Origin of the sequence: Lwoffella lincolnii (genome assembly GCF_037201985.1) — a bacterium.
GTDB lineage: Bacteria > Pseudomonadota > Gammaproteobacteria > Pseudomonadales > Moraxellaceae > Psychrobacter > Psychrobacter lincolnii.
The window spans coordinates 527,921-541,292 of the sequence record NZ_CP147511.1; the positions used below are offsets into that span (position 1 = coordinate 527,921).

Annotated in this window: 11 protein-coding genes; 8 read left to right on the plus strand and 3 right to left on the minus strand. The window is 41.6% G+C overall.

The features are described from left to right. Positions 1–28: 28 nt before the first annotated feature. Positions 29–2,929 carry a phosphoenolpyruvate carboxylase gene (ppc, locus tag WDM69_RS02340; RefSeq protein WP_338755615.1) on the minus strand — a complete coding sequence of 967 codons (2,901 nt, stop codon included), beginning with the start codon at positions 2,927–2,929 and terminating at the stop codon, positions 29–31. Between the two features lie 128 nt (positions 2,930–3,057). Further along, a complete protein-coding gene (locus WDM69_RS02345; RefSeq protein ID WP_338755616.1) occupies positions 3,058–4,860 on the minus strand; it encodes an anthranilate synthase component I family protein in 1,803 nt (600 codons plus the stop codon). A 296-nt stretch (positions 4,861–5,156) separates the two neighbouring features. Here WDM69_RS02345 and WDM69_RS02350 point away from each other — a divergent pair, with 296 nt between their 5' ends. From WDM69_RS02350 to rimI, 6 genes are all read left to right on the plus strand, one after another. Continuing rightward, positions 5,157–6,218 carry an EcsC family protein gene (locus tag WDM69_RS02350; protein WP_338755617.1) on the plus strand — a complete coding sequence of 354 codons (1,062 nt, stop codon included), beginning with the start codon at positions 5,157–5,159 and terminating at the stop codon, positions 6,216–6,218. Between the two features lie 145 nt (positions 6,219–6,363). Beyond that, entirely contained in the window at positions 6,364–6,738 is a 375-nt protein-coding gene (rpsL, locus tag WDM69_RS02355; RefSeq protein ID WP_078307175.1) for a 30S ribosomal protein S12, read from the plus strand. 223 nt (positions 6,739–6,961) lie between these two features. Beyond that, positions 6,962–7,435: a 30S ribosomal protein S7 gene (gene rpsG / locus WDM69_RS02360; protein ID WP_078307176.1), complete on the plus strand. Its 474-nt coding sequence runs from the start codon at positions 6,962–6,964 to the stop codon at positions 7,433–7,435. 23 nt (positions 7,436–7,458) lie between these two features. Continuing rightward, positions 7,459–9,591 (plus strand): elongation factor G, encoded by a 2,133-nt coding sequence (fusA, locus tag WDM69_RS02365; RefSeq protein WP_078307178.1) that lies wholly within the window; start codon positions 7,459–7,461, stop codon positions 9,589–9,591. 148 nt (positions 9,592–9,739) lie between these two features. Then, the gene (gene tuf / locus WDM69_RS02370) at positions 9,740–10,930 is read left to right on the plus strand and encodes an elongation factor Tu (protein WP_338755227.1); all 1,191 of its coding nucleotides are present in this window, start codon (positions 9,740–9,742) and stop codon (positions 10,928–10,930) included. Between the two features lie 181 nt (positions 10,931–11,111). Beyond that, a complete protein-coding gene (gene rimI, locus WDM69_RS02375; protein WP_338755618.1) occupies positions 11,112–11,579 on the plus strand; it encodes a ribosomal protein S18-alanine N-acetyltransferase in 468 nt (155 codons plus the stop codon). Here the strand turns inward: rimI and aat are convergent. Next, positions 11,571–12,332, minus strand: coding sequence for a leucyl/phenylalanyl-tRNA--protein transferase (gene aat, locus WDM69_RS02380; RefSeq protein WP_078306065.1), 762 nt, complete (start codon positions 12,330–12,332; stop codon positions 11,571–11,573). The genes rimI and aat overlap by 9 nt on opposite strands. 259 nt (positions 12,333–12,591) lie before the next feature. Here aat and WDM69_RS02385 point away from each other — a divergent pair, with 259 nt between their 5' ends. Then, positions 12,592–12,912 carry a BolA family protein gene (locus WDM69_RS02385; RefSeq protein ID WP_078306066.1) on the plus strand — a complete coding sequence of 107 codons (321 nt, stop codon included), beginning with the start codon at positions 12,592–12,594 and terminating at the stop codon, positions 12,910–12,912. 26 nt (positions 12,913–12,938) lie between these two features. Further along, positions 12,939–13,319 carry a SirB2 family protein gene (locus WDM69_RS02390; RefSeq protein ID WP_078306067.1) on the plus strand — a complete coding sequence of 127 codons (381 nt, stop codon included), beginning with the start codon at positions 12,939–12,941 and terminating at the stop codon, positions 13,317–13,319. Positions 13,320–13,372: the final 53 nt, after the last annotated feature.

Genomic DNA, 13,372 nt, shown 5'->3' on the forward strand with positions numbered 1-13,372 from the left:
TTTATCTCTCGTTGGCTAATTACTGGGATTAGCCTGTATTTCTAAGTCCTTGCGCCACTCCATTGATGGTTAATTGTGTTAATTTTAATAAACGCTCATCATCAAAACTTGCTCCTTGAGCAAATAATGATGATGGTTTTTGTTTACCCTGCCCTCGACGTTCTTTAAGTAATGATACTTGTAACCAGTTTAGGGCATTTAAATAAGGTAATCGCAACGCTAGTGAACGAGCAAGCGATCGGTTGCTGGTGAGTAGATGTGTTTGTTGGGTGATGTCTAATAAGGCTTGTTTGCTAAGGTTAAACTCATCGGTTATCTTGCTAAAGATGACTTTAGCATAGGCTTGGTCTTCTGATAACTCAAGATAACTTTCAGCAATGGTTAAATCAGCTTTAGCAAGCACTTGTTCCATATTAGATAGCATGGCATAAAAAAAAGCACTGTGCTTGGCATGATGTTGTAGTACTTGAAGATTATGAGCATCATCTTTTAGCAAGGTTTGTACTCCTGTACCGAAGCCGTACCATGCAGGGAGCATGAGCCGATTTTGCATCCAAGAAAACACCCAAGGAATGGCTCGTAAATCTTGAATGCAAGATAATGTTTTACGACTGGCGGGACGAGAGCCAATATTTAAGCTGGCAATTTCAGTGATGGGACTGGTTTGCATGAAATAATCAATAAACGCAGGATTACTGATTAATTCACGATAATGCACAAATGCCGCTTGTGAGAATGTTTGCATCAGATTATGGTCGGGGGTTAACGTGGTATTTGGCAATATAGTGGCTTTTAATGTGGCAGATACCAAAGCCTCAAGATTATGTTCGGCATTGGTGGCATCGGCATATTTGGCGGTGATGGTCTCCCCTTGTTCAGTGATGCGTATCTGCCCTGCTACCGATCCTGCTGGCTGTGCTAAAATTGCTTCAAATGATGGACCACCCCCACGCCCCACGCTACCTCCACGTCCATGAAATAAACGCAGTCGTATACCATGTTGAGCAAAGATATTCACCAGCTCTGCTTCAGCTTGGTATAATGACCACTGACTGGTAACATAGCCACCATCTTTATTACTATCTGAATAGCCAAGCATAATTTCTTGAATGTTATCTCGACTGGTTAATAGCTGGCGATACCATGGTATGGTAAAAAGATTATTCATGATGTGATGGCAGGTTTTAAGAGCATCAATGGTTTCAAATAAAGGCACAATGTTGATTCGACTGTGCGGTTTGCCATTTTTGATGATTAACAGCCCCGTCTCTTTCATCAGTAATGATAATGCCAACAAATCACTTAAGGATTCACAGTTAGAGATGATGCTTTGAGTAATGGCAAGCTCACCATAGTTGTCTTTTATGTTGCCAGCTTGCATAAAGATGGCAAGCTCTTTTTGAGTTTGTTTACTATAATTGAGATAACGATTATAAAGTGGACGGGCAGTTGCTAACTCTCTTAACAGTACTCGTTGTCGTGCTGACTCAGATAATGATAAATAATCTTCCAAGTCGGCTTTTTCAAATAACTCATGTACCGTCTGGGTGTAAATACCAGCGTGTTGACGTAAATCCAGTGGCATCAAATAAAAACCAAATACTGATACTGCACGGATAAGATTATCAAGATTTGTTTGTGCTAATTCGCCACTACCATGACTGAGTAAAGATGTTTTAATGCACTTCAAATCTGCCAAAAATGCTTCGCTATTTTGGTATCCTTGTGGGTTAGTTGCATTATTTGCTATTTCATTATTCTTGTTAACAGAATCATGATAAGACTTAAATTGATAGGTAAAATGAAGTGATAAGCCAAGGTTATCGGCACAAGCATTTAAGCGAGCAATCATCAACGCAATGGCACGGCGGTAAGGCTCTTCGGTACGAGAGATTGCCATATCAGGTGATATGGCTGCCATCTTTAAGACACTTTTATCTACTTGTACTCGTTTGATGGATAATGGTAACTCATCATACAATGACAATAATGCTTTATGATAAAAGCAAAATACGGTTTGAGCCTGTTTGGTAAAAGCTTTTTTTAAAATGTCTGCATCGACAAAAGGATTACCATCTCTGTCTCCACCAATCCAACCACCGATATTAATCATCTCTGGTATCCAAGCATTGGGGTAATGTTCATTCAACTGTCGCTGTAAATCTGCATATAAATTGGGTAGTGCCTGAAAAAAACTTAAGTCAAAGTAAGCGATGCCATTTTGAATTTCATCATCTACTGTGATTTTGAAATGGCGAGTTTCATTAGTCTGCCAAAGTGCCAATAATACAGTAGTTATCTTGTCTTTAATGCGTTGTTGCTTGTTGCCTTGAGTGTGGCTGTGTTTGTCTAATAATTGGCGGATTTTGCGGTGCATTCCCAACACACTTTGTCGCTGAACCTCAGTGGGATGAGCCGTCAAGACAGCACTTACCTGCATTGTTTCTAACTGTTGTTGCAACTGTTCTGTTTGGACTCCTTGAGCTTTGATATCTGCTAATACACCAGCAAAACTATTGGGTGAAACAGTGTCCGCCAGTTCATATGCTTCACGACGACGTTCATGATGACGGTCTTCAGCGATGTTAAACATTTGAGCAAACAGCCCACACGCTCGAATTAAGTTTTCGGTTTGCGTCTCGTCCAGTTTTGGCAAAGCTTCGGTGATGGTGGTTTTGGGATTATCACCAGATAACAGTTGATGCACCAAATTAGTCACTAACTGAGAAGTTTGTGATTCAATGACTTTAACAATCAACTCACTTAACAGCTTAGTTTCTGCCAATAGCGGAGCATCTTTGTCGCTATCAAGCACCTGGTCTTGGGTAGGAACGTTATCTGTGGCATTGACCACATCGGCCAGGCGGTTGGCAAGTTGACTATTAGCAAGCTGATTATTGGCAAACTGATGATTACTGGTGGGCGACATAAAACCTCCTTTTGATTGCATCATAGTAATAATCATGATGGCAACAGTCAACATCAATTAAACCATCGCACACATACCATGATAATGATGGTATGCCATACACTGCCTTATCTGGTTAATGACGCTATCTAATTGGACAAAATGTTCAATAAATTACCCACTTTATCATGGCATTCTTGCCATTCCAACTCACAATCAGATGCCACAGTAATGCCACCACCAGCCCATAATTGTACAGTGCCGTCATTTTTTGCTTGTAAGGTACGTATCAACACATTAAACACACCCGTCCCATCAAAATTAAGATAACCCAATGTGCCACAATATGCCCCTCTAGGCATAAGCTCTAGCTGGTGAATAAGCTCTACCGAGCGTTTTTTTGGTGTGCCAGTAATTGACCCAGCAGGCAGGCTATCAAATAATACCCAAATGGGATGCACATCTTGCTTTAATGTGGCGGTGATGGTGCTGACCATATGATGAACATTACTAAAACTTTCTATAGCAAATCGCTTTGGCACAGTAACACTGCCAGTTTGGGCATATTTACCCAAATCATTACGCAACAAATCCACAATCATCACATTTTCTGCCAAATCTTTTTGGCTATTTAATAGCTCGTTGTACAAAGCTTGGTCTTCGGCTAATGTCTTACCTCTGGGCCGTGTGCCTTTGATGGGTTTTGTGGTAATTTTTAAAGGGCTTAAACCATCGAGCGTAAATTGAAACTGCACAAACAGCTCAGGCGAACAACTTAATAACTCAAAGTATTTACAGTCATGATTAAATGATGGCGTATTTGCCAGCATCAAATATCCTGCAAAAGGAGCGTGAGTGCTGCCATGCAGTTTAGGTAAGTATTCCACTAACTGACACAAATCACCATTGGCTTTTATTGGTAATTTAGCTTGCCAACATTGGGTTAAATTAATCTGATAACAATCTCCTGCGTGTAGGTGTGCTTGTACCTTATCAAAAGCATGTTGATAATCAGTTTTTGTCCATAATGGTGTGAGTATTAATGGTGGTGGGCTTGCTTGCTTACTTTGTTTAGACATGTTTTGTTCATGAGATGACAAAGTTGTCAAGATGGACGTTGATAAAGTTAACATGTCCTTTAGTAATTGCACCACATCATCTATTAAGGAAACTGCCCACGCATTTTGTGCATGCAGTTTCCATTTATAATAGGGGTGATTGTTACCATCTTTTAAAGTCATTACACTTAAAAATAAAGGATAATGGCCAAAATATGCCAATGGTTGTGGCTGATTTATTTGCTTTGATTGTTCTGTAAAATCATTTGTCAAATAAATTACCGATGCATCATAACTGATAAATCCCATCAACCCATGATGATAACCTGTGTTTGGTGGTTTATTTATTTTATTTGATGTGTTATTTATTGATACATAATCCTGATGGCAACAATATGCCATTAAATAATCAGCAAACTGTCGATAACCAGCGTCATCATGGCTTAACTCAAATTTAATAATTTGTTGGTTGATTGACCTGTTTGATAGTTGCGATATATTTATTTTGTTATCTAATAAATAATGATGATAATCAGATGCCTGAGTAAAAGTTACCGTCTTTGCTGATTGCCATTGTTTTAAAGTTTGTATATTTGCATGACTATGGATAACGCATTTTGTAAATACCTGCATTTGCTTGGATATCTGTTTAGATAAAACTGCCTTAGCACAAAGCGTATCACACCGTTCATAAAGAAAACTGACCATGGGCAACAGACCAATCACCGAATGCGACTGCTGGCTTGCTTCATCTGTTGTGTGATGATTAAGCCAAATGGGTGTTATTGGTAAATTGTGGTAACGTTGATAAATCATTAACCGCTGTAATAACTTAGGCGCACAAAAAGCAGATAAAAACTCACACTCAAATGAATGAAGAAAAGTAGGTAGCATGTTAAGTAACCTAAATATATAGAGAGTTAAGTAGCAGTGCAGTATGATATGTTAAGCAATCTTGGTAAAAAGTTAATTTTGCTAAATCATGTTTGTGGCGTTTATATTTTGTGGCATTTATATAAAGAACAAACAAACAAAATTGTCATTACTCAAAATTTCGTTACTAATTATATGTGTTTGGTAACATACTCTGCCTTGCAATTATTGTCCTGAACTTATTATCATGACAATTATACAGACTAATTTCCATAATCAAATGGACTAACTGTGTTACCCTAATTTTGGAGAACCTTATGACCGATAATGACCGCACTGCCCAAACCGACAATCAGACCAACAACCTTGATAAAAAAAGCAAATTGGTAAATTTGGGTATGTTTGCTCGTGACCAACTAGAAAACCTAGGCTCACTCATTGAATCCTTTAACATCAAACGAGAAACCCCCCATAAATTCCATGCCGCCGATTTATCTGTTGATAAAGCTAACTTATTTCGTAACCAAACCATCTGCACATCAGCTCAACTGGTGGGTAACCGCTTTGCCAGTTATGGCAAATACATCAAAAAAGTCGTGCCAGACAGCACCTTTGAAAAAGCAGTTGATGCCATATTTTCGCAAATTGCTCACTTAGCCGCCAACTGGAGTCAGCTGGATTTAAACCAAGAACAGCGTCTAAACTCACAGCATCTATCAGACATTGACCGTCACACCTTGGCACGAGACATCGCTAATCAAAACCGAGCATTGGCAACATTGGGCGGCCTGACAGGATTGGCAGGACTGCCAGGCATGTTAGCAGATACCTTGTGGCTATTGCTTGTATCACTGCGCACCACCTATCAACTGGCGGCCGTCTATGACCAACCACTGATAGGTAAAGAAGGCATCAATAAAGCCTACGCTGTCATTGCTGCCAGTAATTTAAGCAAAATGCAAGAAAAACAAGCCATCTTAGCAGGGCTTGGTGTGGCAGGTAAAATGGTCGACAATGCTGAACAAAATGGGCTGCATCATGAATTAAAAAACCAAGCATTTGCTGGTGGTAGTGTCAGCTATTATGCCGAACAAATCGACCTGCTCATAGAAAAAATGAATTTAGATTTAGAAAACCTAAGCATGGGTTGGGCAAAAAAAATATTCCCCATGACAGCGGTTGTTGCAGGCTGTCACTACAATAGCCTACTCATTGAAGAGATCATTGGTGTGGCTCAAGCCACCTTTGCTCCTGAAATTAAATTGGCAAGTTTAACCGATAAGCGTAACGAACAGATGGCAGATGACTTAAATGATGATGTCAACAGCGATGACAATGCGAACGATGACAATCGTGGTGGTGATGTCTCAACGTCTTAATCCAAGGTTGATAAAATAAAAGGTTGATAAACATCATTGACATCCTTATAATATATTGTCCTAAAAATGGGTGATTTTAGTTTAAATGAACATTTCAAGCCAATTCACCCAGTTTTTATTTCACTCAACGGGAGAAAGATGCCTTATGGCAACAACTAACCAATTAATTCGTAAGGGTCGCAAAACCATCAAGGAAAAGTCAAAAGTTCCTGCGTTGCAAGCATGCCCACAACGCCGTGGTGTGTGTACTCGTGTCTACACAACCACACCCAAAAAACCCAACTCAGCCATGCGTAAAGTCTGCCGTGTGCGTTTGACTTCTGGCTATGAAGTATCTAGCTACATCGGTGGTGAAGGTCACAACCTACAAGAGCACAGCGTAGTGCTTATCCGTGGTGGTCGTGTTAAAGATTTGCCAGGCGTGCGTTATCACACTGTCCGTGGTGCTTTAGACTTAGCTGGCGTAAAAGACCGTAAGCAAGGTCGCTCTAAGTATGGAGCGAAAAAGCCTAAGGCATAAAATACCAATGGCGTATGTTTTTGTCCATCAATCACCATATCACCGTCATCATTTGATGATAAATTTTTTTGCATATTTTTTGTATATATATGCAGTAAGGCTGGCTGATAACCATCTTGCTTGAGCTTGATAAAGCCATCATCTTAACAACTTAATAACCAAGATGTTTGATAAGCACGATTTTGTGAATGCCAGACTGTCCTGAAGAATAAGGAAACTAACCATGCCAAGACGTCGTGTCGTTGCTGCCCGTGAAATTTTACCTGACCCAAAATACGGCAGCCAAACCCTTGCCAAATTCATCAACCAAGTGATGGTTGACGGCAAAAAATCTGTTGCAGAACGCATCGTATATGGTGCATTAGACACCGTTAAAACCAAGAAAAATATCGAAGACCCTGTTGCATTTTTTGAAGAAGTGCTAGAAGCTGTTCGCCCCATGGTTGAAGTTAAATCTCGCCGTGTGGGTGGTGCAACCTACCAAGTGCCTATGGAAGTACGTCCCTCCCGTCGTACCGCTTTGGCAATGCGTTGGTTGGTGGAAGCTGCCAAAAAACGCTCAGAAAAATCGATGGTACAACGTTTGGCGAGTGAGCTGGCTGACGCTGCCGAAGGTAAAGGCAACGCTGTCAAAAAACGTGATGAAGTACACCGTATGGCAGATGCTAACAAAGCGTTCTCACATTTCCGCTTTTAACATACCACTCTTAGGATAACACTATGGCTCGTAAAACGCCCTTAAAACGCTACCGTAACATCGGTATTTCTGCCCACATTGATGCTGGCAAAACCACCACCACAGAACGTATTTTGTTTTATACAGGTAAAAGCCATAAAATTGGTGAAGTGCATGAAGGTGCTGCCACCATGGACTGGATGGAACAAGAGCAAGAGCGTGGTATCACCATCACCTCTGCTGCCACTACTTGTTTTTGGTCTGGTATGGCAAATCAATTCCCTGAACATCGCATCAACATCATCGATACCCCAGGCCACGTTGACTTCACCATTGAAGTTGAACGTTCTATGCGTGTGCTAGATGGTGCTTGTATGGTGTATTGTGCGGTTGGTGGTGTACAGCCTCAATCAGAAACCGTATGGAGACAAGCCAATAAATATAAAGTACCTCGTCTTGCGTTTGTGAATAAAATGGACAGAACGGGTGCTAATTTCTTCCGTGTGGTTGAGCAGGTAAAAACTCGCCTTGGTGGCAACCCTGTTCCCATCGTTGTGCCTATCGGTGCAGAAGAGAACTTTGAAGGAGTTGTTGACCTCCTTGAAATGAAAGCCATCATTTGGGACACCGAAACCCAAGGCATGAAATTTGATTATCAAGACATTCCTGCTGATTTGGAAGAAACCGCCAATGAATGGCGTAATAACATGGTGGAAGCTGCCGCTGAATCTTCTGAAGAGCTTATGGATAAATACTTAGAAGAAGGTGATTTATCAAAAGAAGACATCATCGCAGGTCTTCGTGCGCGTACGCTAGCCACTGAGATTCAACCCATGCTATGTGGTACAGCCTTTAAAAATAAAGGTGTACAACGCATGCTAGATGCGGTAATCGAGTTTTTACCAGCACCCAATGATGTTGACGCCATCAAAGGCATCTTAGATGATAAAGATGAAACGGTTGCTACTCGTGAATCATCAGATGATGAACCGTTTTCAGCATTAGCCTTTAAAATCATGAATGATAAGTATGTCGGTAATTTGACTTTTATTCGTGTTTATTCAGGTGTTGCCAAGCAAGGGGATAGCGTATATAACCCTGTGAAAATGAAGCGTGAACGCATTGGTCGTATCGTTGAGATGCACGCCAATTCACAAAATGAAGTCAGCGAAGTGCGTGCAGGTGACATCGTCGCCTTTGTTGGTCTAAAAGATGTGACCACAGGTGACACCCTATGTGATGAAGAAAATGTCATCACTTTGGAGCGTATGGAATTCCCTGACCCAGTGATTTCATTGGCAGTTGAACCAAAAACCAAGGCTGACCAAGAAAAAATGTCAATTGCATTAAACCGCTTGGCAAAAGAAGACCCATCGTTCCGTGTACACACAGACGAAGAGTCAGGTCAAACCATCATCAGTGGCATGGGCGAACTTCATTTGGAAATTCTTGTTGACCGTATGAAGCGTGAGTTCAACGTAGAGGCCAATGTGGGCGCGCCCCAAGTTGCTTACCGTGAAACCATCCGTCAAACCGTCGAGCAAGAAGGTAAATTTGTGCGTCAGACTGGTGGTCGTGGTAAATTCGGTCATGTGTGGATACGGCTTGAACCACTTGATCCTGCTGGTGAAGTTGAGTATGAATTTGCAGAAGAAGTTGTTGGCGGTGTTGTGCCAAAAGAATACTTCAGTGCGGTTGATAAAGGTATCCAAGAACGCATGAAGAACGGCGTTTTGGCTGGATACCCAGTGGTGGGTGTTAAAGCCACTTTATATGATGGTTCATACCATGATGTTGACTCTGATGAATTGTCATTTAAGATGGCAGGCTCTATCGCTTTTAAAAAAGGCTTTATGAATGCCAGTCCTGCCCTGCTTGAACCCATCATGAAAGTTGAAGTTGAAACACCTGAAGACTACATGGGTGATATTATGGGTGACTTAAATCGTCGCCGTGGTATGGTTCAAGGCATGGATGACTTGCCTGGTGGGACTAAGCAAATTCGTGCAGAAGTGCCATTGGCAGAGATGTTTGGCTATGCAACCCAACTTCGCTCTATGTCGCAAGGTCGTGCCACATACTCAATGGAATTCCAAAAATACGCAGAAATTCCAAAATCTGTTGCTGATGAAATCATTTCTAAATACAATGGCAAAAAAGATGATGATGACGAGTAAGGATAAGAACAAGCCAGTTCATATCATTAATCAGTAGTAATTAATCATCTAAAAGCAGTAATTTGGCTTATCGTTTTAATATTGAAGCGATAAGCTTAAGTAAAAATTTTAATTTTATCTCTCACCTAACATCAAGAGGAATAGCCCCATGGCCAAAGAGAAATTTGAACGAAACAAACCCCACCTAAACGTAGGCACAATTGGGCACGTTGACCACGGCAAAACCACCCTAACAGCCGCCATCGCTACTGTTGCTGCTAAGCACCATGGAGGCGAAGCCAAAGACTACGCCGCCATCGACAACGCCCCTGAAGAAAAAGCCCGAGGCATCACCATCAACACCTCACACATCGAATACGACACCGCCAACCGCCACTACGCCCACGTCGACTGCCCAGGGCATGCCGACTACGTCAAAAACATGATTACCGGTGCCGCCCAAATGGACGGAGCCATCTTAGTCGTATCAGCCACCGATGGACCAATGCCCCAAACACGTGAGCACATCCTACTATCACGCCAAGTAGGCGTACCCTACATCATGGTATTCATGAACAAATGCGACATGGTAGATGACGAAGAACTCCTAGAACTGGTTGAAATGGAAGTACGTGAACTGCTCAGCGACTACGAATTTCCTGGTGACGACACCCCAATCATCAAAGGATCAGCCCTAGAAGCCCTAAATGGCAAAGACAGCAAATACGGCGAACCAGCCATCTTAGAACTACTAGAAACCCTAGACACCTACATACCAGAACCAGAAAGAGCCGTTGACAAAGACTTTCTAATGCCCATCGAAGACGTATTCTCAATCTCAGGGCGTGGCACAGTCGTCACAGGACGAGTTGAATCAGGCGTCATCAAAGTCGGCGAAGAAATCGAAATCGTCGGCATCAAACCCACCACCAAAACCACCTGCACAGGTGTTGAAATGTTCCGCAAACTACTGGACGAAGGACGAGCAGGCGAAAACTGTGGCGTACTTTTACGTGGCACCAAACGTGAAGAAGTACAACGTGGGCAAGTACTGGCCAAACCAGGCTCAATCACCCCCCACACCAAATTTGACGCTGAAGTCTACGTACTAAGCAAAGAAGAAGGTGGACGTCACACCCCATTTTTAAACGGCTACCGTCCACAATTCTACTTCCGTACCACCGACGTTACTGGAGCAATCACCCTACAAGAAGGCACTGAAATGGTCATGCCAGGCGACAACGTCGAAATGAGTGTTGAGCTAATCCACCCAATCGCCATGGACAAAGGATTACGCTTCGCCATTCGTGAAGGCGGTCGTACAGTAGGTGCTGGTGTAGTATCATCTGTAAAAGACTGATTCTGATAGACTTATTTTAAGAACAGACAATTCACAAAACAAAAATTCCACAAAAAAAAGAGTCACTTCGGTGGCTCTTTTTTGTGGTTTGTTGTTTTTTAGAGATTGTTTTTTTAGATGGTGTTGAGTGTCGATGAAAAGTGATGCAAAGATAGATGCAAAGATAAAAGGTGATGTAAACATGAAACAGCAAATATCACATATGCTGACGGAGCAATCAGAATCTGATTTATCTCAAATTGCTCAGCTTGAGAAGCAACTTTTTTCTGTCGGCAGTTGGACTGATGACGTTTTACAAGAATTTTTTAGCCAAAGACACACCCATTTTTTTGTCATGCGATTGGATAATAAAATAATGGGCTATTGTATGACACAAGCCATGTTCGATACGGCAGAAATTTTGCGAATTGGGGTGGGTAGGGCTCATCAAGGGCAGGGGGTGGCAAAGCAGATTTTAATGGATGTGATGACATTTTTAAGAAATATAAAAGTTGATAAACTATTATTGGAAGTGAGGAATGATAATCTGTCAGCGATTGGACTGTATCAAGGGTTTGATTTTAAACAAATTCATGTTCGTAAAAATTATTATGACAATAAAGACGGAACGTTTACTGATGCATTGATTCTACAAAAAGGGTTAGATTAACCGCAAATGATGATGTTGATTGACAATTGGCTCAGCCAAAAATAACGCTTTTACCGCTATTTTGTGTTGATAGAGTGTCGACCAGTCACAGCTTGGTTGGTACACTTGTTTGGGTAGGCTGGTTAAAAACGCATCACGGCTTATCACACTTGCCCCAAGGATTAGCAAATGTTCATTGGGCAGTTGACAATCTACCCAAGCAAAGTTAGACAATCTGCACAATGTCATCAAAGCAAAAAATGCCACTTTGGACGCATCGGTTACCCGATGAAACATGCTTTCGCCAAAAAATGCTTGCCCTAATTTGATGCCGTATAATCCACCGATAAGGTTGTCGTCGTCCCAGACTTCCACACTCACCGCATCACCAAGGTGGTGTAATTGGTGATAGGCGGTTATCATCTCTTCGGTTATCCATGTGCCATCGGTACAGACACGGGCATCACCACAGCCTTGTATCACCGAAAGAAAGTCACTGTTGATGGTGATTTGCCAATCGCTTTTTTTCAGTTTGCGAGACAGGCTTTTGCTTGGCTGGTAAGTGTGTGGGTAGATGACACAGCGGGGGTTGGGGGACCACCACATGATGGGGTCGCCGTCATTAAACCAAGGGAACAGTCCGTGAGCATAAGCATATCGTAACGTTTGTGGGGATAAATCTGCCCCTATGGCAACCAAGCCATGATTGTCATCACAATGTAACGGGTTGGGAAAGTCGTATTGGCAAGAGTGGTTAATGTGTTGATGGTTCACAATTATTATCTCATTTTCAACTCTGATGAAGTATCATTGTCAATGATACGTAACTTAACGAAAACACACAACGGTTGATGTCAAAAACGAGTTAAGCAAAATTTGAGCTTTATTTGATGTATAATGGTTTGGTGTGAAGTTGTTAGACACATAACCACATGATATTGTTAGACCATAATATTGTTGAGCTTATCTGGTGATATGGTTGATGATTGTGTTATTGATTTGACTTTTTTGATTAGATGAGCTGTATAAAACCATGACTCCCATTCAAGATGACATATTCCACCGTTTGCAAACATTTGAGCCTGTTTATTTGCAAATTGTTAACGAAAGCATGAACCATGCTGGCTACTTTGATGGCAAAGAAAGTCATTTTAAGGTAACTTTGGTCAGTGAGGTGTTTATTGATAAACGCTTAGCCACTCGTCACCAGTTGCTATATCAAGAGCTGGCAGAGTTGTTGACATCTGGTGGTGGTACAGTACACGCACTGGCATTGCATACTTATACGCCAACTGAATGGCAGATTCTCAGCGATTCGCCCAAAAGTCCAAATTGTGCAGGTCAAAATAAGTAGTTTTTGAAATCAATCAGAGAAAAATCATGAAACATCTACACATGTTGATTGCTGTGGTGATTGTCTTGCTGTTTGTTTATCAAGGCGTGATGGCATGGCAAGGACGCATGGCTCACAAACCGATTAAAATCATTACTCACATTGCTTATGGGGTGATGCTGATAACGGGGATAATTATGCTGATGCCTCTTTTACAGTTAAATGTTCCCATGCAGTGGCTCATTGCTAAGGTGGTGGTGTTCATTGCCTTTATCAGTGCCAGCAGTAAGGCATATCGACTGGCTGGGTCATCAAATTTAACAGGGAATGACTTACGTATCAAGGTGTTGATGGGATTGTTTGTGGCATTGATTGCTCTTGTGGGGATATTTGGCTTGGCGTTTATTAAGCCGAGTAACTTTATTTGAGATTTAAGATTTGAGATTTAAGTTATTTAAGTCATTTAAGTGGCTTTTATCTC